The sequence below is a fragment of the Halobaculum sp. MBLA0143 genome (genome assembly GCF_041361465.1).
In the GTDB taxonomy this organism is placed as follows: Archaea; Halobacteriota; Halobacteria; order Halobacteriales; family Haloferacaceae; genus JAHENP01.
In genome coordinates this window covers 2,875,781-2,896,562 of the sequence record NZ_JBGKAC010000001.1, presented here as the reverse complement: position 1 = coordinate 2,896,562, position 20,782 = coordinate 2,875,781, and the positions used below count along the sequence as shown (strand labels likewise).

22 protein-coding genes are annotated in these 20,782 nt (G+C 67.4%); 10 read left to right on the top strand and 12 right to left on the bottom strand.

Going from position 1 to position 20,782, the window contains the following annotated elements; translation table 11 throughout:
• Positions 1–154 precede the first annotated feature (154 nt).
• The 4 genes from RYH79_RS14995 to RYH79_RS14980 all read left to right on the top strand — a co-directional run bounded on the left by RYH79_RS14995 (position 155) and on the right by RYH79_RS14980 (position 4,515).
• Positions 155–991, top strand: coding sequence for a hypothetical protein (locus RYH79_RS14995; RefSeq protein ID WP_370900515.1), 837 nt, complete (start codon positions 155–157; stop codon positions 989–991).
• Positions 992–1,583: 592 nt separating this feature from the next.
• The gene (locus RYH79_RS14990; RefSeq protein ID WP_370900513.1) at positions 1,584–2,024 is read left to right on the top strand and encodes a hypothetical protein; all 441 of its coding nucleotides are present in this window, start codon (positions 1,584–1,586) and stop codon (positions 2,022–2,024) included.
• A gap of 31 nt (positions 2,025–2,055) precedes the next feature.
• Positions 2,056–2,739 carry a hypothetical protein gene (locus RYH79_RS14985; RefSeq protein WP_370900511.1) on the top strand — a complete coding sequence of 228 codons (684 nt, stop codon included), beginning with the start codon at positions 2,056–2,058 and terminating at the stop codon, positions 2,737–2,739.
• A gap of 72 nt (positions 2,740–2,811) precedes the next feature.
• Entirely contained in the window at positions 2,812–4,515 is a 1,704-nt protein-coding gene (locus tag RYH79_RS14980; protein WP_370900509.1) for an acyl-CoA mutase large subunit family protein, read from the top strand.
• Between the two features lie 39 nt (positions 4,516–4,554).
• Here RYH79_RS14980 and RYH79_RS14975 read toward each other — a convergent pair whose 3' ends face one another.
• Both RYH79_RS14975 and RYH79_RS14970 read right to left on the bottom strand, forming a co-directional pair.
• Positions 4,555–5,181 carry an HAD family hydrolase gene (locus RYH79_RS14975; protein WP_370900507.1) on the bottom strand — a complete coding sequence of 209 codons (627 nt, stop codon included), beginning with the start codon at positions 5,179–5,181 and terminating at the stop codon, positions 4,555–4,557.
• 91 nt (positions 5,182–5,272) lie between these two features.
• A complete protein-coding gene (locus RYH79_RS14970) occupies positions 5,273–5,656 on the bottom strand; it encodes a hypothetical protein (protein ID WP_370900505.1) in 384 nt (127 codons plus the stop codon).
• Positions 5,657–5,735: 79 nt separating this feature from the next.
• Between RYH79_RS14970 and RYH79_RS14965 the strand changes: the two genes are divergently transcribed.
• The 3 genes from RYH79_RS14965 (at position 5,736) to RYH79_RS14955 (ending at position 8,207) form a co-directional block, all read left to right on the top strand.
• Complete coding sequence (locus tag RYH79_RS14965) at positions 5,736–6,512, top strand: alpha/beta fold hydrolase (protein ID WP_370900503.1); 777 nt, start codon at positions 5,736–5,738, stop codon at positions 6,510–6,512.
• Positions 6,513–6,595: 83 nt separating this feature from the next.
• Positions 6,596–7,438, top strand: coding sequence for a hypothetical protein (locus RYH79_RS14960; RefSeq protein WP_370900501.1), 843 nt, complete (start codon positions 6,596–6,598; stop codon positions 7,436–7,438).
• A 52-nt stretch (positions 7,439–7,490) separates the two neighbouring features.
• Entirely contained in the window at positions 7,491–8,207 is a 717-nt protein-coding gene (locus tag RYH79_RS14955; RefSeq protein WP_370900499.1) for a type 1 glutamine amidotransferase, read from the top strand.
• A 6-nt stretch (positions 8,208–8,213) separates the two neighbouring features.
• On the opposite strand, the gene RYH79_RS14950 is transcribed toward RYH79_RS14955, so the two are convergent.
• A complete protein-coding gene (locus tag RYH79_RS14950; RefSeq protein ID WP_370900497.1) occupies positions 8,214–9,953 on the bottom strand; it encodes a MutS-related protein in 1,740 nt (579 codons plus the stop codon).
• A 117-nt stretch (positions 9,954–10,070) separates the two neighbouring features.
• On the opposite strand from RYH79_RS14950, the gene RYH79_RS14945 reads away from it, so the two are divergent.
• Positions 10,071–10,508 carry a Panacea domain-containing protein gene (locus RYH79_RS14945; RefSeq protein ID WP_370900495.1) on the top strand — a complete coding sequence of 146 codons (438 nt, stop codon included), beginning with the start codon at positions 10,071–10,073 and terminating at the stop codon, positions 10,506–10,508.
• On the opposite strand, the gene RYH79_RS14940 is transcribed toward RYH79_RS14945, so the two are convergent.
• From RYH79_RS14940 to RYH79_RS14920, 5 genes are all read right to left on the bottom strand, one after another.
• On the bottom strand, positions 10,434–11,276 hold the full coding sequence (locus RYH79_RS14940) for a DUF6338 family protein (RefSeq protein WP_370900493.1): 843 nt from the start codon (positions 11,274–11,276) through the stop codon (positions 10,434–10,436). The genes RYH79_RS14945 and RYH79_RS14940 overlap by 75 nt on opposite strands.
• 83 nt (positions 11,277–11,359) lie before the next feature.
• Positions 11,360–11,635 carry a UPF0058 family protein gene (locus tag RYH79_RS14935; protein ID WP_370900491.1) on the bottom strand — a complete coding sequence of 92 codons (276 nt, stop codon included), beginning with the start codon at positions 11,633–11,635 and terminating at the stop codon, positions 11,360–11,362.
• 84 nt (positions 11,636–11,719) lie between these two features.
• Positions 11,720–13,144, bottom strand: coding sequence for an FAD-dependent oxidoreductase (locus RYH79_RS14930; RefSeq protein WP_370900489.1), 1,425 nt, complete (start codon positions 13,142–13,144; stop codon positions 11,720–11,722).
• Positions 13,145–13,227: 83 nt separating this feature from the next.
• A complete protein-coding gene (locus RYH79_RS14925; RefSeq protein ID WP_370900487.1) occupies positions 13,228–14,943 on the bottom strand; it encodes an ATP-binding protein in 1,716 nt (571 codons plus the stop codon).
• Positions 14,944–15,052: 109 nt separating this feature from the next.
• A complete protein-coding gene (locus RYH79_RS14920; protein ID WP_370900485.1) occupies positions 15,053–16,216 on the bottom strand; it encodes an acyl-CoA dehydrogenase family protein in 1,164 nt (387 codons plus the stop codon).
• 106 nt (positions 16,217–16,322) lie between these two features.
• On the opposite strand from RYH79_RS14920, the gene RYH79_RS14915 reads away from it, so the two are divergent.
• Positions 16,323–16,946, top strand: a complete 624-nt coding sequence (locus RYH79_RS14915) for a hypothetical protein (RefSeq protein ID WP_370900483.1) — start codon at positions 16,323–16,325, stop codon at positions 16,944–16,946.
• A 5-nt stretch (positions 16,947–16,951) separates the two neighbouring features.
• Here RYH79_RS14915 and RYH79_RS14910 read toward each other — a convergent pair whose 3' ends face one another.
• Positions 16,952–17,308: a winged helix-turn-helix domain-containing protein gene (locus tag RYH79_RS14910; protein WP_370900481.1), complete on the bottom strand. Its 357-nt coding sequence runs from the start codon at positions 17,306–17,308 to the stop codon at positions 16,952–16,954.
• A gap of 207 nt (positions 17,309–17,515) precedes the next feature.
• Here RYH79_RS14910 and RYH79_RS14905 point away from each other — a divergent pair, with 207 nt between their 5' ends.
• Positions 17,516–17,791 carry a hypothetical protein gene (locus RYH79_RS14905; RefSeq protein ID WP_370900479.1) on the top strand — a complete coding sequence of 92 codons (276 nt, stop codon included), beginning with the start codon at positions 17,516–17,518 and terminating at the stop codon, positions 17,789–17,791.
• 22 nt (positions 17,792–17,813) lie between these two features.
• On the opposite strand, the gene RYH79_RS14900 is transcribed toward RYH79_RS14905, so the two are convergent.
• The 3 genes from RYH79_RS14900 to RYH79_RS14890 are packed head-to-tail and all read right to left on the bottom strand — an operon-like array spanning position 17,814 to position 20,739.
• Positions 17,814–18,692 carry a CheF family chemotaxis protein gene (locus RYH79_RS14900; RefSeq protein ID WP_370900477.1) on the bottom strand — a complete coding sequence of 293 codons (879 nt, stop codon included), beginning with the start codon at positions 18,690–18,692 and terminating at the stop codon, positions 17,814–17,816.
• Positions 18,692–19,915, bottom strand: coding sequence for a HEAT repeat domain-containing protein (locus tag RYH79_RS14895; protein ID WP_370900475.1), 1,224 nt, complete (start codon positions 19,913–19,915; stop codon positions 18,692–18,694). Before RYH79_RS14895 ends, RYH79_RS14900 begins: the two co-directional genes overlap by 1 nt.
• Positions 19,915–20,739, bottom strand: coding sequence for a CheR family methyltransferase (locus RYH79_RS14890; RefSeq protein WP_370900473.1), 825 nt, complete (start codon positions 20,737–20,739; stop codon positions 19,915–19,917). Before RYH79_RS14890 ends, RYH79_RS14895 begins: the two co-directional genes overlap by 1 nt.
• Positions 20,740–20,782: the final 43 nt, after the last annotated feature.

The window sequence follows — 20,782 nt, the reverse complement described above, 5'->3', positions numbered from 1 at the left end:
AGCTATGCCAAGAAGACGCTCGGTCCTCCAAGCCATCGGCGGTGCAGTAGGTGTGACGGCGGCAACCGGAATCGGGACGGCAGCGACGGACAGTCCGACGGCAGACGACGGTCCAGTCGGAACCGCGGGCGCCGGCAACGACCGGCGACTCCCGGTGTACGCGAGTGGAACGCTGGACGTTCGACTCGCCGAGGCGAGCGAAGACACGTACACCGTTCACAGAGTGTTCCGGAGCGAGGCGCTTGAAGAGCGCTACGGAGACCCAGAGTTCCGGTACGAGCCGCGGACGGTCTCAGAGGAGTTCGTCTCCGAGGCGGTTCGAGACGACGACAGACAGAGCTACAGCTTCCAAACGAGCGAGGTGATCGGCACACAGGCCGAACACGCGACTGCGGAGGCGAAGATCTGGAGCCAGGCGTCCGACCTAGGTGGATTGGACGTGCCGACAATCGACGGGAACGTCCCGTTGTACCAGTACGACAACGGAGACGACGCCGAGAACAAACAGAATCGTGGGTCTCCGTTCAACGTCGCCTGGGAGACGAAGGATGTATCGCTTATAGAAAATCAGATGTTTTGGGGTCAGAACGGGTCCATCTGGGCTAACTACACCTCAGTCGTTCCACAGCTGAAGATTGACCACCACGTCAACCCCCCGAACGGTGGGACAAAGAAGACTGATGCCCACGTCATGAAGGCGCTCCACGCTCCAACATGTGAGTTGAACAGCTACCAGTACCACATACGGCTGTACGACGTGCCGTTTGATGGGGTCGAGACAATCGGTCAGGCACACAGAGATCCCTGTTACCACGGGAAACTCAGTGAGTTTCTCGGGCTAGACGTTCACTGGGGAATCGATACGGCAAAGAGCGCGGCCGTAGACTTCTGGGAAGAGGGCCACGGAGTGAACCATGAGAGCGTGTACGTCGGCAACAACTCAAGCGAGTTCAGTTCACACGACGGGTCCTGGGCGTTTTTCGACGCCTAAACACTGTCTCCACCCCGCCCAATATTTAAATGAGTGCGTATTTGCCACCAGCGAGTACGAGACAGGCGATCAAACACGGATTGACTGTTGGGCTTGTAGGAACTATTATTACAAATATTGTATTGTTTTTTAATAAGTTTAGTTACATTCTATCTAATTCTAATTTTGCAATACTATTTATTTCATATATAGTTTCTTTTATTTTTTATTTTTTACTGCCTTGTGCTGTGATTGGGGTACCAGCGACGTTGTACTTCAGACTTGGGCTGCGGTTGCCGGCCACCGTACTCGTAGGGACGTTGGTATTCTGGGGTGTCATCGGTGGAAACACACGGCTCCCGTTCATGTATGTTCTTATACAGGTACCGCCGATGTGTGTGATGTACGCCGTCGTCGGCGCGCTGGAGTGGTACGTCCGTGACTGGCGTGGCACGCTTCCGACAGGTCGCGTGTCGTGAGCCGTGTCGTCGGCCGAGGCCCCGCACCCGAGCGGTTCCGACCGCCGTACGCCGGTCGCCCGGGTCGCACAGACGAGAGTCGCCCTCGGTGCCGGGCCAGAGAGAATATAGCTTCTGCCGCCGACGACCGACCCGTGCGACTGCCCTCCCCACAGACGACGACTCGAACGGCGCTCCGGTACGGCGTGCCGGCTGGACTGCTCGCGTCGGTGCTCCTCACTCCCGTGTTGCTCGCCGTCGGCGGCGGCCCCCTGGTCCCGACCGACGACCTAGCGGGGACGCTGATTGCAGTCGTCTTCTTCCTCGTCTCGTACGGCCTGGGACCGGTCGTGGTCTTCGGGGTGCCAGTGGCGTTGTACCTCAGATTCGGGCTGGTGTCGCCGGCACCCGTGTTCGTCGGTGTCTCCGTGGCGTTGCTCGCCGTCGGCGGCGGCCTGTCGGTGTCGTTGTTGTTCGTTCTCTTCCAAGACGTTCCGGCGGTCGTGGTGTACGCCGTCGTCGGCACGCTGGAGTGGTACGTCCGCGACCGGCGTGGGACGCTCCCGTCGGAGTCGGACGCGACCACCACGGGCTGACAACTAAGTGCGACGACGCCACACGACCGGTGTGCGACGGTCACAGCCCCGCGAGGGAGACGGCGACGCGACCCACGTGACCGTCGGTGCGACCGCCGCGTTCCTCACGGTCGCGCTCGGCGTCGGGCTGCTGGCCGCCCCCGTCGCCGCCCACCAGTTCGTCTCCTTCGACCGAGCGCCGGTGGCGGGCACCGCCGGCGAGACCGTCGAAGTGCCGATCAATCTCCACCGTGTCGACCGCACGACCGTCCGGCTGTCCGGCCCCGATGTCGACGTGTCCGTCGTCGTCCGCGACGACGGCGACGGCCGGGTGACGCTCCTCTTAGAGACGACCCCGCCAGACGCCGCCGGACGGCTCGAACTCCGGGCGGTCGGCGGGCGGGTCGCGGCGACCGAGACGGACACACGCCTGAGGCCCGGGAACTACACCGTCGCGCTGTCCGTCCCCCGAGGCGTGGGCGACGAGACGACGCTGACGATTCGAGCGCCCGGGTCGACGGACGGTGCAGGGAGCGCAGCGACGACAGAGACCGCGGGGGCAACGTCGCCGGGGACGGAACGCCCGTCGGGGGGAGTGACGACCCCGCCGGCGGCAGCGGTCGCCGACGGTGACACCCCCGGAACGAGCCCAGCACTGCTCCTGGCGGCGTTGTTCGGGCCGGCGGTGCCGGTCGTCGCGCTCGCGGTGCTGTCCCGCGCCGTCTCCGGCCGCTGACGGGCTGTAAACCCGGAATCGAGTTAATTTGTGACCCGAACCGTTAACGTCTCGGCTGTGCAGTGTTCGAGCATGTACGACGAGGACGACCTCGCGTCGATCCGCGAGTCCCGCGAGGAGTGGGAAGCGGAGACGCGCGACCCGGTACTGGACCGACACGGCGAGCGAAGAGATCGGTTCGCCACCGTGTCGAATCTGGAGGTCGACCGGCTGTACGGGCCGGAGGACGTGGCCGACATCGACTTCGAGGAGGACATCGGGTTCCCGGGCGAAGAGCCGTACACGCGCGGGCCGTACCCGACGATGTACCGCGGCCGGACGTGGACGATGCGGCAGTTCGCCGGCTTCGGCACCGCCGAGGAGACGAACGAGCGGTTCCACTACCTCACGGACAACGGTCAGACCGGGCTGTCGACGGCGTTCGACATGCCGACGCTGATGGGGAAAGACTCCGACGACCCACTGTCGGACGGCGAGGTGGGCAAAGAGGGGGTCGCGGTCGACACCCTCCGCGACATGGAGATCCTCTTCGACGGGATCGACCTGAGTGAGGTGTCCACCTCGTTCACGATCAACCCCAGCGCCCCGGTGATCTACGCCATGTACATCGCGCTGGCGGACCAGCAGGGTGTCGACCGGGACCAGCTCCGCGGCACCATGCAGAACGACATGCTGAAGGAGTTCATCGCACAGAAGGAGTGGGTGATCCCGCCGGAGCCGTCGTTGGAGACGGTGACGGACACGGTCGAGTTCGCCGTCGAGGAGACGCCCGGGCTCTACCCGATCTCGATCTCGGGGTACCACATCCGCGAGGCCGGCTCGACGGCGATCCAGGAGCTGGCGTTCACGCTGGCCGACGGGTTCGCCTACGTGGAGGCCGCCCGCGAGCGCGGCCTCGACACGGACGAGTTCGCCCCGCAGCTGTCCTTCTTCTTCAACTCCCACAACTCGATCTTCGAGGAGGTGGCGAAGTTCCGCGCGGCCCGCCGGATCTACCAGAACGTGATGGGCGAGTGGTACGACGCCGAGAAGCCGGAGTCCAAGCGGCTGAAGTTCCACACCCAGACGGCGGGCCAGTCGCTGACCGCCCAACAGCCGCTCAACAACATCGTCCGCGTGACGATCCAGGCGCTGGCGGGCGTGCTCGGCGGGACACAGAGCCTCCACACCAACTCCTTCGACGAGGCGCTCGCGCTCCCCTCCGAGAAGGCCGTCCGAGTGGCGCTGCGGACCCAACAGATCATCGCCGAGGAGTCCGGTGCCGCCGACTCCGTCGACCCGCTCGCCGGCTCGTTCATGGTCGAGAGCCTCACCGACGAGGTCGAGGAGAAGGCGATGGCGTACATCGAGGAGATCCGCGAGATGGGCGACGGCTCGGTCCGCGACGGGGTCCTGAAGGGGATCCAGGAGGGTTACTTCCACCGCGAGATCCAGGAGTCCAGCTACGAGTACCAGGAACGGGTCGACGCCGGCGAGGAGACGGTCGTCGGTGTCAACGAGTACGAGATCGAAGAGGACACCGAACCCGACCTGTTGTCGGTCGACGAGGAGGTTCAGGAGCGCCAACTGGAACGGCTCGAGTCCGTCAAGGAAGAACGCGACGACGACGAGGTGCGCGAACGGCTGGCGGCGTTGGACGACGCACTCGACACCGAGGAGAACGTGATGCCGTACATCGTGGACGCGGTGAAGGCGTACGCCACGATGGGCGAGATCATGGATGTGTTCGAACGCGAGTACGGCTCCTACCGGGAGACGGTGGGGCTGGCGTCGTAGCTCGATCGCGGCGAGCGACACCGGTGCGGCGGTGCCGTCTCACTCCCCGTCGACCTCGCGGACCACCGCGGGGAACTCGGCGAACGACGCGGCGCGGTGGTCCGGCTCCCCGTACCGCGGCTCGTCGTCGTTCTCGACCCACACGGAGGTCATCCCGAACTGCTCGGCCATCAGCAGATCCTCGTCGTACTCGTCGCTGACCATGGCCACACGCTCGTCGCCCTCGGGCAGACAGTCGACGTACCCCCGTGGGTGGGGTTTCGCCCGTCGGATCTCCGAGGAGACGACGAGTTCGCCGAAACACTCCAACACGTCGTGGTCGGCCAGTACCGTCTCGATCCACGGCCGGACCCCGTTGCTGAAACAGACGAGCGTGTGGTCGGCTGCCAACGTCCGGAGCGCGGCGGCGTGTGCTGCCGGCAGCTCGGGGTCGAGCCAACGCTCGTCGAGGTACTCGCGGCACGCCCCGCGTGACGCCCCCGTGACCGTCGAGAGGAGATCGAGATACTCCTCGGTGGTCCGGAGGAACCCGTCGCGGAACGCGAAGTACGCGAGCGCGACGCGTCGCAGCTCTGTCTCGGGATCGACGCCGAGGATCCGCTCGAGTTGTTCGTGGGGGTCGTCGTGGTGGGCCACGACGCCGCCGTAGTCGACGACGAGGTGCATCCTGGATGCGTGAGACGGGAGAGGCCGAGTTCAAGCTACCGGGGCTGTGGTGGGCCGCCCGGCCGTGTCGCCCTCTCGACCGCCGGGGCCGTCAGACCCTCTCGACGTTCACGGCTTTGTCGTCAAGGTACACGTCACTCGACCCCTTCTCCATCCGGAGCCCGTGGTAGCGAACCCCGTTGCCGGTGAGCCAGCCGGCGGTCTCGTCGGCGACGCGCCAGGGCCGGGCGGTCCAGATCAGGATCGTGTGGCCCCGAGAGTACAGTTCGTCGACAATCTCGGCCACCCGCTCGTTCAGGTCGGCCGCGAGCGCGTCCTCCCACCACGGCGCTCCCTCGCCCGTCGTCAGCGTCTTGTCCACGTCGACCGCGATCCGGGCGGGGTCGCGGTCGGCACGGGCCTCGATGGCGTCCGCGATCTCGGTCGGGCTGGCGTCGGCCGGCGGGTCGTCCAGTCGGAGGAGGTCCTCGCTCACGGACGTGGTGAGGGGTCGGCAGAACAAGCGCGTTGCGGTCGTCCGTCACGCTCACGTTCGTCCCCGACGAACCGGGCGTGTGCCACACACGACCGAGAGCGGCGTACGGATCTACTACGAGACGGACGGCCGCGGCACCGTCGACGGGACCGAGACCGTGGTGTTCCTGGGTGACTTCGGCCTCGGCCCGTGGCAGTGGGCCTGGCAGGCGGGTGCGCTGGCGGGTCCGTTCCGGACGGTCGTCCCGACGACACGGGGGGCTGGCCGGTCGGACGCGCCGCCGGGGCCGTACGAGATCGACGATCTCGTCGCCGACGTAGAGGCGGTGTTGTCGGCGGTCGGCGCCGACTCTGCACACGTCGTCGGGGCCGGGCTGGGCGGCCACGTCGCGATCCACGCCGCCCGGCGACTCGGGCGGGTCGACCGACTCGTCCTGTTGGGCACGGCCGCGTCGCCGTCGGCGTACGATCCGGGGGCGCTCGCCGCGGACCCGAACGACCCCGACGCGGTCCGAGAGTCGCTGACCGCCGGGCTGACGGAGGAGTTCCGAACCGCACGGTCGGAGACGGTCGACCGGATCGTGGACTGGCGGACGGCAGAAGACGCCCCGCCGGCCGTCTGGGAGGCGCAGGCCGACGCGGTGACGGACGCGACCGACTGGCTGTACGAGGTGACCGACGAGACACTGGTCGTCCACGGCGCGGACGACGCCGTCGTCCCGGCGGCGGCGGGCGAACGGCTCGCCGACGACCTCCCCCGCGGGGAGTTCCACGCCGTCCCGGACGCCGGCCACCTCGTCGGCGTCGAGGCCGCACGTCCGGTGAACGACCGGCTCCACGCCTTCCTCGGGGAGTAGTACGTCCCGTTCGTCCCGGATCTCTCCCCGTTCGGCCGCGAGAGCGCCGTCAACTACATTCAGTTAGAGCAATCAGTCGCGGTGTGAACGGGGCCGACGAAGGAGTGGCTGCGACCGAGGCGGCGACGGGCTCGGCGGACGACACGGCCGAGACGGACGAGAGCCGTGGGAACGACGGCGACGTGGGGGCTGGCGGGGCCGACGGTGGGGGCGCGAGCGGTGAGGGACGGTTCTCCCGACCCCCAGACAGGGCCGCCCGCGGGCTGGGTGTGGTGACGCTCACCGCGCTCACGTCGTTGCTCGTCCTGGCGACGAGCAGGGTGCCGGCGCGTCCCGGGGCGCTCCCGACGTTTCTGGAGACGCTGAGCGTCGCGTCGGTGGTGCCCATCGTGCCGCCGTTCGTCTACGTGTACGCCCTGTTGGGGGGTCTCGGCTACGTGTTCACCAGGATGTACAAGACCGACACGGCAGACTGGCGGTTGTTCCAGTGGAGCGTGCGACTGATCGCCGCGCTCCCGGTGGCCGTCGGGACGTACCTCTTCGTCGGGCTGGTGCTCCCGGAGACCGTGCTCGAAGGGGCGACCGACGCCAGCGCGAGCGGCGGTATCGCCAGCGACGGTCCGCGACGGGTCGTCGCCGGGGTGGCGTTCGTCAGCGGGCTGTTCGTCGACACCGCCTACGACCGGCTGGACGCGGTTGCACGCCGACTGCTCACGAGCGGGAGCGGCTCCGACGACGACGACACCGACGACGACACCGACGGGGGAGGCGACACCGACGACACCGACGACGAGAGTCGGACACCCACCGACGACACCGACGACGGCGAGGCAGCCGACACGACGGACGGAGCCGGGGGGGACGGCGGAGACGACGACGGCGGCGGGACGGCCGACGAGACGACGGACGCGGACGGTCGAGGCTGACGCGATCGGGGCGCGCGCAAGACACTTCGGGGCGGGAGCCGGAGACGGAGGCGTGACACTCCGGTTCGCACTGTTGAACGCGGCCCACGAGGACGAACACACGACACGGAACTTCAGACGGGAGCTCGACGCCGAACTCGTGGAGTTCGACGCGAACGACGGGGAACTGCCGCCGGCCGTCGACCCAGAGTCGGCGACGACCCCCGGTGCCGGCGAGTTCGACGCTGCGGTCGTCACCGGATCGCGGGCGTCTGTCTACTGGGACGAAGCGTGGATCCCGCCGTTGATCGACTGGGTCCGTGAGGCCGCAGACGCCGGGCTGCCGGTGTTGGGGGTGTGTTACGGCCACCAGGTGTTGGCCGAGGCGCTGGGCGGCCGCGTCACGGGGATGGACGAGTTCGAGATCGGCTACCGGGAGGTGCGTCACCACGGCGACGAACTGTTCGCCGGGATCGACCGGGAGTTCACCGTGTTCACCACCCACGGCGACACGGTGGTAGACCTCCCGCCGGCGGCCGTCGAACTCGCCGAGAACGACCACGGGCTCCACGCCTTCCGGCAGGGTCACTGTTGGGGCGTCCAGTTCCACCCGGAGTACGACCGCGAGACGGCCGAACACGTCACCGACGGGAAGCGGGAGCGGCTGGGCGAAGACAGAGTGGAGACGGTGTTGGCCGGGATCGACGAGGAACAGTCCGCCGCCGCCTGCGAAGCTAAGCGACTGTTCGACAACTTCGAGCGGTACGTTCGCGGGCTGTCGACGGCGTGAGTCGCGTCACTCCCCGTCGGCCGGCTGCCAGTCACCCTGCTCCAGCGTCCGTTGGACGGCGTCCTCGCCGACGGCGGCCGCCAGCCGCTCGAACCCCTGTCTGTCGGCACGGTCGCCCGCGTTGGCGACGAGCCGCGAGACGATGAACTCCGGCGTCGACTTCCCCAGGCTGTCGAACCGTGGCTGGTAGTCCACCCGAAGCTCCAGGTCGTCCGTCAGCCCCTCGGCGAAGATACCGTCGATCCGGGCGGTCTCCGGCAGCGGCGAGAGGTCGTCCGCGAGGTGGGTGACGTACACCCCGACGGCACCGCGGTCGACCGTCAGCTCCACGAGCCCGTTGAGCAGGTCCGCCGCCCGTCCCGGCTCCGTGATCGCCTCGAACTCGTCGACCAACATCAGCGTCTGCCCGTCGCCCGACAACGGCGGGACGATCGACCGGAGCGTCGACTCCAACACGCCGGCGTTGAACGAGGCGTGCCGGCGGTGGAACACGACGCTGTCGAACGCTCCCACTTCGGCCTCCTCGGCCGGAACGGGCAGCCCCATCGCCGCCAGGAGTGTCACCTGACACAGCGTCTCCAGTAACGTCGTCTTCCCGCCGGAGTTGGCGCCCGTGAGCACGCTCACCCGGTCGCCCTCGGGGACTCGTCGGCGGTCGTGATCGCCGACGCCGTACGTGATGGGCTGCACCTCGCCGGACAGCGTCAGGTTGCGGGCCTCGCGGACGGCCACGCCGTCGCCGCCGAGCCGCGGGCGGACGAGGTCGCGGGCGGCCGCGAACCGTGCCAGCGACAGTCGGAAGGCGATATCGTCGACGGCGGCGACGGCCGTCTCTACGTCCGTCCCCGCGGCGTCGACCGCCGCCGACAGCTCCGTTCGCACCGTCTCCGCCCGGTCGGCCGCCCGCGTCTCCAGGTCGTCGGCGAGCGCCCGCAGGGTCTCCCCGACGAAGTCCGCCGCGTCCCGGGCGTCGTCAGGCGCCACCGCCCGCACCTCCGCGCTCCCGAGGCCGGTCTCCTCGGCGACGTACTCCACGGCCGCAGACTGGAAGGCGTCCGCGTCGCGCGTGCCCCGGCTCCGGACGGTCTCGACCACGTCCAGCGCGGAGTCGCGCAGGTCGGCCGCCGCCGACTGCCGTTCGCGCAGTCGGTCCAGTCGCTCGTCTGCTCCCTCCCGGACGGTCTCCCCGTCGAGGTAGCGCAGGGCGTCGGCCGCCTCCCGCAGCGCCGTCTCGTCGACGTCCGCCAGCGCCTCGAAGTGGCTGCCGTCTAACCCGGCGGCCCGCAGCTCCAGCACCGTCTCGACGGCCGCCCGGTCCGTGCCGTCCGCCTCGTCGTACCGCTCGAAGGCGTCCAAGGTCGCCTCCCGGGCGTCGTCGTCGAGCGCCTCCCACGCCTCCCGGGCCGCGAGCACGTCGTCCAGCCGTGACTCCCGGGCCGCGCGGTCCGGCAGCGGTGTCAACACTCTGATCCGGTCGCCGGCGTGTCGGGTGACGGCGTAGTCGGCCGCGAGGTCGAGCAGGTCGTCGTAGACGCTCCGGGCGTCGCTGGTGGCGAGCACCTCCATCGCCCCCTCGCCGGTCGCTCGCCGGAGAATCCGGGTCGCGCGTCCGGCGGTGACCCCGGCGTCTGTCAGGGCACGCACGTCCGCCGACTCGATGGCTCGTACGGCTCGCTCCTCGCCCAGCGACTCGCGGAGCGTCGCGGCCGTCTTCGGCCCGACACCCCAGTACCCCTCCAGTGACATGCTGGTGTGGTCGGGCGGTCGGAACTTAGTTCGTTGCGGTCCGGGGGCGAGGGTTCAGGTACGAAGACGGGGCGAAAGCGCCTTGTGTTCGGATTGCGAATACGCAGACGAAGACAGATGAACGAACAACTGCTCCCACTGGCGATGCTCGACATCGCAGAGGACGGTCGACTGGAGGGAATCACCCGCTTCCAGAAGCTCGTCTTCCTCGCACAGCGGGAGCGGGAAGGAGCCAGTCCGTACGACTTCCGTGCGGACGACTACGGTCCGTTCTCGCCGGACCTGTACGACGACATCGACCGGTTGGTCGACGGCGATCTGATCGACTACGACGAGGAGGAGACCGAGTTCGGGAACAAGGTACAGGTGTACACGCTGACAGACATGGGGAGACGAGCCGTCGAGAACTCCGACGAAATGGACTTCCCAGTACCGGAGGGCGAGTTGGAGGAACTCGGCGACGACTTCGAGGACGTAGACCTATGGGACCTGCTGGAGTACGTGTACACGGAGTACCCGCGGATGGCGCGCAACAGCGAGTTGTCTCTCGTTTGAGTTGCTGTCACTCGATTCTACATCGTCTGGCCCTTCGTCACCTCCGTCGGCGTCCTGTTTGGCAGCGTCGATCAGATCGTTCGTCGTTTCGTTTCTCTCTGCGGTCTCACCGTCAGAATCCCTTCTCTCTGCATCTTCCAGTCCCTCCACGTAGACACGGGCGATTCTACTGTCACGGATGTAAACGCTACCGCGACGGTTCTTGAGTATTCGGTCGTCACCAGAGACACCGACTTCAGTCCACTTCGGGTCCTCGACGACGAGATCTCGGGAGTCGACACTCCAGTTTCCGAGTTCACCTGTGATCCGGTCGCCGTCTGTTGTGACGACTCGGATTTTGTCGCCTCCTGGGCTTTTCTCGACGGCTTCGAGTCTCGTCCGCCAGACCTTGTTCGGCGCGTCGGGGAGTTGACCGATCAGGCGACCACTGTACGCACAGTATAGCCCAAGAATCGATGCCACTACTACGAGATTTGCATAGTTTATAATCACAAGTACGGGCGCCTGAACCAGTGGTGACAGTTGTCGAACTGTAGGGTACCACGGAGACGACGGGTAGCTGAAGACGAGGAGCCAGAGTGTGTAAAACACTGCTAATATTAGTAAGCCACACAGCGACACCACAATACTCACCACGACAGTGTCAATCCGGCCGAGCCGGTCACTCCGCTCGACACCGTCGAGGTACAGCTTCACTCCGAGCCAGCCGGGCAGAATCAACAACAGTATCGAGACCAGATTGAACGCCTGGACCCCGCCGAGCACCATTCACACGGCGGTAGACAATCCCGGTAAGAGTAGTTTCCGATTCACCAGTCGCTACCGATTCACACCCACCGGGGGAAGGAACCTCACTCCGACTCGGCGACGACGGGCTGGCCGTCGTCGGCTTCGTCGACGTCGTCGCCGGCGGTCGGGTCGGCCGCGTCTAAGCTCCCGCCGAGGGCGGTCGCCAGCTCCAGGACCGCGTCGACGTGGTCGTCTCGGGCGGCACGTAGCGACATCGGTGTCACGCCGGTCTCCCGGTAGCTGTCGAGCGCCTCGTCAGACACCACTCCACGCTCCGTGAACTGGCGAGCCAGCGCCAGCAGCAGACTGTGGACGTGGAGCAGTTCGTTCTTCTTCATCCCACCATTCGTACGGCGGTCTCGGTCTTCAAACCCGTAGATTCCACAAGAGTTACCACTCGTCAGATCCGGCCGTCTCGTCGGTCACGCCACGCTCCCCGACACCACCTTCGCCGCGACGAGGACGGGGTCCCAGACGGGGGAGAACGGGGGTGCGTACGCCAGGTCCGTCCGCTCCAGTTCGTCGACCGTGAGCCCGCCGGTCAGGGCCGTCGCCACGGTGTCGATCCGGACGGCCGCCCGGTCCGTGCCGACGACGCTCCCGCCGAGCAGTCGCCCGGTGTCGCGGTCGGCACACAGTGTCACCGTCGTGTCGGCGTTCCCGGGGTAGTAGCCCGACCGCGAGCCGGCCGTCACCGTCTCGGAGACGGGGTCGAAGCCCGCCTCGCGGGCCCGGTCGTGGTCCAAGATCCCGGTCCGGCCACACTCCTGGTCGAACGCCTTCACCACTGCCGTGCCGGCGACACCGCCCGTCGGCGTCGGGTCGCCGGCGACGGTCGCGCCGACGGCCCGGCCGGCACGGTTCGCCGTCAGCCCCAGCGGGACCCACGTTCGCCGGCCGGTGACGACGTGTTCCGCGACGGCGCAGTCGCCGGCGGCGTACACGTCCGGCGCGCTCGTCCGGCCGTACTCGTCGACCGCGACCGCCCCGTTCGCGCCCGTCTCCACGCCCGCCTCCGTGGCCAGCTCCGCGTTCGGCCGGACGCCGACGCCGACGACGGCCGCCTCCGCCGTCGTCTCCCCGTCCGTGTGACGGATCGCGGACAACCGATCCGTCCCGTCGCCGTCGAGTGCCTTCACCTCACAGCCGAGGTGGAGGTGGACCCCGCGCTCGCGGAGTTCGTCGGCGACGACCTCGCTCACCGCCTCGCCGAACGGCGGGAGCAGCGCGTCACCTCGTTGGAACAGGTGGACCTCCAGATCCCAGGCGGCCAACGCCTCTGCGGTCTCGACGCCGACGTAGCCGCCGCCGACGATCGCGGCCGTCTCCGGCGGCGCCCGCTCGGCGTACGGCCGGACGGCCGACTCGTCCGTGTAGTCGTCGCCGACCGTCGCCGGGTCGACCGTCCCCGGCTCCGACAGGAACGCCCGCAGCGCCGCCGCCGAGTCCATGTGGTGGAGAGTGAACGCGCCCTCCAAGTCGACGCCGTCGACGGGCGCGACCGCCCGTGCCCCGGTGGCGAGCAACAGGTCGCCGTACGACTGCTCGACGACTCCGTCCGGCCCCTCGACGGTCACGGTCCGGCGGGCCGTGTCGACGGCGGTCACCTCGTACTCCCGCCGGAGGTCGATCCCCCGGTCGTCGACCTCCTCGGGCGAGAGTGTGGTGAGCGACAGCAGGTCGTCCACCTCGCCTTTCACGTAGTACGGGAGCCCGCAGTGGGCGTACGACACCCACCGGCCGCGCTCGAAGACGATCACCTCGCGGTCGGGGTGCTCGCGTCGGCACTTGCTCGCGGCACTCAGGCCGGCGGCGTCACCGCCGACGACGACGAACGGATCTGTCACGTCCGTGCCGTCGGCCAGCGACGACATAATCTCTCTGGGGGTAGCGGTCGCGTCCGTCACCCCCGAGACGGGACCCGAGGCGGTCACCCACGGTCCGGGACGGTCACGGAGACCGTCGTCCCGTCGTCCGTCGACACGGAGACGGTGCCGCCCAGCGCCTCGACCGCCCACCGGAGCTTCCACAGCCCGAGCCCGGTCGCGTGCTCCAGTTGCGTCTCGCGGTCCACCTCCAAGGCCGCCCGCTCCGAGGCCGGGAGCCCCGGGCCGTCGTCGGCGACGGCGACGACGTAGCCGTCGGCAGTCTCTCGTTCCCGGCAGCCCACCGTCACCTGCGAGTCGGCGTGTTCCACCGCGTTGGCGACGGCGCTGTCGAGTGCCACCCGGAGCGCTCGCTCGTCCGTGGTGACTGTCGCCGAGGGTACGGCCGTCGTCACCGTCACCCCGTCGCCGACGGTGCCGTCGCTCCCGTCTGCCACGACGCGGGCGTCCAGTTCGTCGCCGTCGTCCAGTTCGTCGCCGCCGACGGACTCGGCGACCGTGGCGTCGTGGGTCGCCGTCGCCGTCACCCCCTCGCAGTGGTCGGCGACGACGCCGTCGACGACCTCGTCGATCCGGACGGACACCGTCTCCGAGTCGGCGAGCCGGGCGACCGTCCGGGCGTCACTGCCGAGCTTCGACACCGTGTCCACCGTCTCGCGGATCGCCACGCCGTGGTCGTCGTCCAGCGCCTCGGCGTGCGCGCGGATCACGTCCATCTGGTTGCGGACGTTGTGCCGGAGTACACGGTTCAACACGGAGAGCCGTTGTTCGCGTGACTCGCGTGCCGTCACGTCTCGTAAGCTGACCACCGCGCCGAGCCGCCGGTCGTGGTGGTCCGACAGCCACGACACCTGCGGGTCGTACGCTCGGCCGTCCAGCCGCACCGTCTCCGTGGTCGACAGTTCGGCCGCCGTCGCGTCGAGTAGGTCCGCCACGGCCGTCTCGCCGGGAATTCCGTCGCCGAGTGTCGCCTCGGCGGCCGCGTTCACCTCGACGACGGTGTCGTCGTCGTCCACGACGACAACGATGTCGTCCGTCTCACGGATCGCCGCCTGTCGTCCCCGGCGACCGACCGCCGGGAGCGTCTCGAACGGGTCCCGACGCGCCAGCAACGGGACCGTCACGAGCAGCGTCGCGGCCGGCGGCACCGCGACGGTGAGCGCGGTCGCGGACTCGCTGCCAATCTGGTAGACGAAAGTCGTCACACGCCAGGCGGTGTTGATCGTGGCCGCGGGGACGATCACCGCGATCGCCTCCGTCCAGCCGAGCACCGTTCCGCCGACGGCGTCGACGAGCGCGTACACTGCGACTGCCACGAACGCGAGACTCAAGACGCTCCACCCGACACTCGCCCCGACGAGGACTACAGTGCCGACTCCGTCGCCAGACCGCCCCCAGACGGCGGCGGCCCAGACGACGAAGGCGGCGAGCATCACTGCCAGGAGCCCGACGAGTCGGCGGCCCGGTCGCGTGATCCGGCCGGTGTACTGGAGCGCGAACAGGAGCAACGGGACCGTCGTCGTTCCCACGCCGACGGCGGGCATGAACACCACACCGGGAACCGCTGGGGTCGCTCGTGGCGACGGGAACACGCCCGTGAGACCCCCGACGCCACAGACGGCACTCCAGACGCCGAGCAGCCCGAGGAACCACGCGAACGAGCGCCCGCCGAGCACGTCCCGGTCGAACCGGACGGCGACGGCGGTCAGCCCGACCCCCGCGGCAGCCGTCACGACGTACGCGACGTCGACGACGATCATCCGCTCACCCCACGAGACGGCCCTCTCACGTCTAGACGCTCGGACGCACGAGTTTTCAAACCCACGGCGGCGAGAAGGATACTGAGACGCGCGACGAGACGGGACGGCGCTACTCGAACGCCGCGATACCCGTCAGATCCTCCCCCAGGATCAGCGAGTGGATGTCGTGGGTGCCCTCGTACGTGTACACCGTCTCCAGGTTCGCCATGTGCCGCATCGGGGAGTAGTCCGTCGTGATCCCGTTGCCGCCCAGCATCTCTCTGGCCACCTTCGACTGCTCGCGGGCCATCCGGACGTTGTTGCGCTTGGCCATCGACACCTGTTGTGGCCGGAGGTCGCCGCGCTCCTTCAGGTCCGCCAGCCGGTGGGCCAGCAGTTGGGCGAGCGTGATCTGGGTCGCCATCTCCGCCAGCTTCTCCTGTTGGATCTGGAACCGAGCGACCGGGCCGCCGAACTGCTCGCGGTCCGTCGTGTACTCCCGAGCCGTCTCGAAGCAGTCGCGGGCGGCACCGACGGCCCCCCAGGCGATCCCGAAGCGGGCCTGTGTGAGACACGCCAGCGGCCCCTTCATCCCCTCGACACCCGGGAGGACGTTCTCTTCGGGGACGCGCACGTCGTCTAAGTCGATCTCTCCGGTGATCGACGCCCGCATCGACAGCTTGTCGTGGATCTCGTTGGTGGTGACGCCGTCGCGATCCGTCTCGACGAGGAAGCCACGCACCGGCGACCCCTCGGCCGAGGACAAGCGCGCCCACACGACCGCCACGTCCGCGATCGGGGAGTTCGTGATCCACGTCTTCGCGCCGTTCAACACGAAGCCGTCCGCGTCGCGTTCCGCCGTCGTCTCCATCCCCGCCGGGTTCGAGCCGTGTTCCGGCTCCGTCAGCCCGAAGCAGCCGACCGCCTCACCCTGTCCGAGCGCCGGCAGCCACTCCTCTTTCTGGGCCTCGCTCCCGAAGGCGTGGATCGGGTACATCACGAGCGCCCCCTGGACGGACGCCATCGACCGCAGCCCGGAGTCACACGCCTCCAGCTCCTGCATCAGGACGCCGTAGGCCCGCTCGGAGACGTTGGGGGAGCCGTACCCCTCCAGGTTCGGGGCGTAGAAGCCGAGTTCCCCCATCTCCGGAATCAGCTCCGTCGGGAACGTCCCCGCCTCGTAGTGGTCGGCGATCTCCGGCTGGACCTCCTCGGCGACGAACTCCCGGGCGGTGTCGCGGATCAGCGTCTCCTCTTCGGTGAGGTCCGCCCCGAGGTCCACGTAGTCGAGCATACTCTCGCGTGGGTGTGGGCGGCTCATAGAACTGTCGCAAAGGTTGCCACTACCCGTGCGGAGCGGCGGGTCGGATTTTAAATATCGAGAGAATTAACACGACACTATGTCGTTCACCGACGACCCGGCGGCCGTCGGCGTGCCACTCCTCGTGTTCGTCACACTCGTGAGCTTCGTGATCGCCGTCCTGTTGTTCACCAGCGATGTGGGCGCGAGGGACGTCTCCGTCTTGACCTCGCTCCTACTCGTCGTTGTGACCGCGGTGTACGCCTATCTCACGTACGGACTACTTCAAGAGTCGCGGGAGACGAGGCGGCGGGAGACGGCACCAGTGTTGGTCGTCGTCACGGATCGATACGGCCTCGTTCCGGAGCTGTTGAACGTCGGGAACGGCCCAGCCCGGAGCGCCGAGTTGACGCTCTGTGTGGTGGCAGAAGACGGGGCGACGGAGGAGACGGAGGTGTCACTCCGTAACCTCGGTGTTGGACAGTCCGAGCCGATTCTCGAAGAGCCGTTCAAACATCTCACTGACGAGAAGGAAGACGCCAGCGATCAGTACGCTTATCTTCGAGTCGACGGCGAGATGCGAGACGCATTCGGAGATAGGGTTCCCGTCGACCTAGAGTACGAACTGTCGGAGATCGGACCAGCGCCAGACACCACGGGTAGACCCGAACCGTTGGAGCGTATCGCCGTTGAAGTAGAACGGATTCGAGAGTCGATCGATTGACCACCTCAGCAGTTCTCGTCCATCTCTTGAGCCGACTGCACTGCCGCATCAACCGCGAGGATCGCGTCGCTCACGTCGCTGTCCGGATCGAATCTGTACCGCGTCTGTTTGCCACGGTTCACGTCCTCTGCGACATCTAGCTCTTCGAGAAGCTCGATGTGGTCGTACACGGTGTCCCGGCTGACACCCGCGAAGTCCGCCAGCTCCGTCTTGTTGAAGCTGTCCGGGTAGCCGTCGATCAGCGCGTCGACCAACAGCTGCGCGTGATCGTTGCTCGTCAGGTGGAGCCACCCGCTCGGCTCCGACAGCCGCTGTCGTTTCATGTCCTCCTCCTCCCACCGGTTCTGTGTCGTCTCTGGCATTGTTGTCTTGTCCGTGGTACTCGCCTCGGTGTGGTCAGACGATGCTCTGCTTCTGACCGAAGTACGGCTGGGATTAAAAGTGTGTCTATCAGCACAGACACACATGTCGATACGTACCGACATACCGGAGAGAAGATAGAGAGATAATGTTTAGATACTAGTTTTAGTGAAAACAGTTATCACCAACCGGCGCGTGGTATGGTAGTGATGACCAGTTCGAAGTGCCACATCGTCTCAATTATCGTCCGTTTCAGGGGTGTCGGGGGTGGCCGTCTCTCCGAACAGAAGATCGAGAACCACTACCCGAAGAACGTCAGTAGCACGGGCGCAACAAACGCGCTCGATGACGCATGTAACGCACTCGACTTCCTCAACCGCGGGAACGGTGGTGTCTGCATTCCGAGCGGTCGCGGGAAGGACGTAACGAGGTTCCTGCGAGACGAGTGTCAGGGGAAGTTCCGGATGCTCAAGCGGTACCTGTAACAGAGGGATCCGATCGGCAGTCTCACTGCTCGTTCATCGCCTCGCTGGCGATGTTGCGGCCCCGCGGCTCGAGGTTCACCTCGCGGCGCTTGCGCACCTCCTCCAACACGTTCACCTCGATCAGTCGTTCGAAGATCTCCTCGACGCGTTCCACCTCCATGTCGAGGAACTGCGGCACGTCGAACGACGACACTCCGGAGTACAGCGCCATCAGCACCTCGCGTTCCGACTCCGACAGCTCGACGGCACCGCTGGTGCGTTCCTGGTTCTGACCGAGGTACGACTTCAGGACGGCCATCCGCCACCCCTCGCCCGAGAGGTACGTCTGGACGCTGCCGCCCTCGTCGTTCGTGTGTTCCGCCTCGATCACCTTCCGTTTCTCGTCGAACACGGTGCGTTCGGCGGTGTCGAGGGTGCCGATGTCGTCCAGTTCCAGCCGGACGAACTCACCCGACTCCAAGGCGACGGAGACGCCGTCGGCCTCCACCTTCAGCCGGGCCTTCTCCCACTCCGTGTCCTGGACGACCCCGCCGGCGACGGCCGGGTGTCGGGCGTAGATCACCCGTCGGTCCAGGAACGCCTGGTAGACGTTCGTCTGGAACTCCTCGTGGTTCTTTGCGGCCACCAACAACACGTCCTCTCCGAGGCGGAGACTGACGTAGTTCGAGACCCGTTGGACCTCCTGGGTCACGTCGTGGCGCCCGCCGATCTTGCTCACGTCCGACAGCGGAATCGTCCGCTTGCCGTCGTTGCCGACGAGCACCAGGCGACGGTTCGACAGGACGATCCGGCCGGGGGTCCACGACACGTCGTTGAGCGGGCGGCCGCCTTTGACCGCCTGAGCGAACCGCCCTTTGGTGTCCGCGAGCATGTACTCCTCCTGGTCGTCTTGTGCTGCCATTATCGAATCCCTCCGAGCTTCGAGAGTGCCGAGAACGCACGTTTTCGAACTTCCGGTTCCACGTCTTCGTCCGTCATCCGGTCTAACACCTCCCGACCGCGCTCGCCGCCGACCTCGCCGAGAGCGTACGCCGCCCGGGCACGAGCGCTCGCCGGCTCGTCGTCGTCCTCCAAGAGGTCGATCAGCGACGACTCCACGTACAGCCCGCCGAGTTCCGTCACGCTCGTCGACGCGAACTGTGCGGTCATCCGGTCGTCGTCGGCGAAGGTGTCGATCAACGAGTCGACCACTCGTTTCGGCGGGTCCTCCTGGTCGGTCACCCGACCGAGGAACCACACCGCGTTGCGGCGTTGGCCGGGCTCCGACGCCTCCGCCATCACCTCCAACAACGGATCGACGACCGTCCCGTCGTCTACCCCCTCCAGCTCCTCGACGATCGCCTCGCGGACCTCGTGGCTCTGGTCCGTCGGGGCCGTCGACAGCAACTGGATCACGGAGAACACGGCCGCCTGACCCACCGCGTCGTGTGGATCGTCCAACGCACCCACCAGGTCCGGCACCGGCGCCGCGCTGCCCGCGTTGCCCAGCGCACTCGCCGCCACTCGTCGGATCGCGGCGTTCTCGTCGTCCAGCATCTCCCGCAGCGCCGCCAGTGCCTTCCCCGTGGCGATGGTGCCGAGGGCGTCCGCGGCCGCCGACCGCGCCCGTTCGTGGTCGTCGTCCAACCGCTCGATCAACGGCTCGACGGCCTGCGGGTGGCCGACCTGTCCGAGCGCGTAACACACCCGTTCGCGGACCCGTTGGTCGTCGTCGTCCAGCCGTTCGATCAGCGGCCGGACGCCGTCCCCGTCGCCGATCCGGCCGAGGGCGCTGGCGGCCGCCATCCGACACTCCGCGCGGTCGGCGTCCAACGCCTCGCCGAACGCCCGCACCGCCGTCCAGTCCGTCGCCCCGGGGTCGATGCCGGCGTCCTTGACGATCAGCTGTTCCAACGCCTCCTGGCCGAGGTCGCTCAGGGCGTCGACCGCCATCGCCCGCACCTCGGCGTCCTCGTCTTCCAGCGCCAGCTCGGCGAGGGTGTCCGTCACCTGAGTGTCGTCCACGTCGCCCACGTCGCCCAGCATCTCCGCGGCACGCCGTCTGACCGCGTCGCTCTCGCTGGACCGGGCTCGATCGGACAGTTCCTCGATCTCGTTTTCCCGTGCGAGCTGGTACAGTGACATCAGTCCCCTCCGACGTGTCTGTAGATCCGACTCCGCTTGGCGACCGGCTCGAACGCGTCACGACACTCCGGCGGGACGCTCTCCGTCTTGCCGAGCACGAGGTACCCTCCGTGGCGGAGCGACGCGCGCAGCGTCTCGAACAACGGCGTCTTGTACTCCGCGTCGATGTAGATCAGGAGGTTCCGACAGAACAGGAGGTCCTTCGGCGACTCCGGCTCGTCGCGGATCAGGTCGTGGGTGTCGAACGTCACCTGCTTCTCGACGCGGTCGCGCACCCGGAACCTGTCCCCGTCCCGTTCCACGTACGGCTCGTAGCTGTCCAACGGTCCGAGTTCGTCCGCGATGTCCGTCGTCCGGGTGGTCTCGTACACGCCGGCGCGGGCGGCGTCGATTGCCTCCTCGCTGATGTCCGTCGCCAGGATGTCGAGTCGCCGGGCGGTGACCGACGGGTCGTCGGCGGCGACCATCGCCAGCGAGTACGGCTCTCGCCCGTCTGCACACGGGGCGCTCCAGGCCTCCACCCGCCGGCGCTCGCTCGTCAGATCCCGCAACACCGGCAACAGGTTCTCCCACATGTCGGGGTCTCTGAAGAAGCCGGTGACGTTGATCGTCAGCGCGTCCAACAGTTCGTCGCGCTCCGACTCGTCGCGCCGGAGGATCCGGAGGTACTCCGTGTGGTCGTCGGCGTCGCGCCGCTGCATCCGAGCGGAGATCCGTCGTTCGAGGTACGCCTCGTTGTAGTACCCTGGCTCGAACGGCACCTCGTCTTCGATGTGTCGGACGACACGGTCGAACGCCTCGTCGTCCGAACGCGAACCGCTCATTCGGTCTCCCCCCGTCTCCTGGCCCCCGTCGACTGACGCATCG

Coding starts and splice junctions, on each gene's coding strand:
- RYH79_RS14925 (WP_370900487.1), bottom strand. CDS start 14,943: ATGATCGTCGTCGACGTCGCGTACGTCGTGACGGCTGCCGCGGGGGTC.
- RYH79_RS14945 (WP_370900495.1), top strand. CDS start 10,071: ATGAACGAACAACTGCTCCCACTGGCGATGCTCGACATCGCAGAGGAC.
- RYH79_RS14915 (WP_370900483.1), top strand. CDS start 16,323: ATGTCGTTCACCGACGACCCGGCGGCCGTCGGCGTGCCACTCCTCGTG.
- RYH79_RS14905 (WP_370900479.1), top strand. CDS start 17,516: ATGACCAGTTCGAAGTGCCACATCGTCTCAATTATCGTCCGTTTCAGG.
- RYH79_RS14975 (WP_370900507.1), bottom strand. CDS start 5,181: ATGCACCTCGTCGTCGACTACGGCGGCGTCGTGGCCCACCACGACGAC.
- RYH79_RS14900 (WP_370900477.1), bottom strand. CDS start 18,692: ATGGCAGCACAAGACGACCAGGAGGAGTACATGCTCGCGGACACCAAA.
- RYH79_RS14920 (WP_370900485.1), bottom strand. CDS start 16,216: ATGCTCGACTACGTGGACCTCGGGGCGGACCTCACCGAAGAGGAGACG.
- RYH79_RS14890 (WP_370900473.1), bottom strand. CDS start 20,739: ATGAGCGGTTCGCGTTCGGACGACGAGGCGTTCGACCGTGTCGTCCGA.
- RYH79_RS14980 (WP_370900509.1), top strand. CDS start 2,812: ATGTACGACGAGGACGACCTCGCGTCGATCCGCGAGTCCCGCGAGGAG.
- RYH79_RS14895 (WP_370900475.1), bottom strand. CDS start 19,915: ATGTCACTGTACCAGCTCGCACGGGAAAACGAGATCGAGGAACTGTCC.
- RYH79_RS14910 (WP_370900481.1), bottom strand. CDS start 17,308: ATGCCAGAGACGACACAGAACCGGTGGGAGGAGGAGGACATGAAACGA.
- RYH79_RS14950 (WP_370900497.1), bottom strand. CDS start 9,953: ATGTCACTGGAGGGGTACTGGGGTGTCGGGCCGAAGACGGCCGCGACG.
- RYH79_RS14940 (WP_370900493.1), bottom strand. CDS start 11,276: ATGGTGCTCGGCGGGGTCCAGGCGTTCAATCTGGTCTCGATACTGTTG.
- RYH79_RS14935 (WP_370900491.1), bottom strand. CDS start 11,635: ATGAAGAAGAACGAACTGCTCCACGTCCACAGTCTGCTGCTGGCGCTG.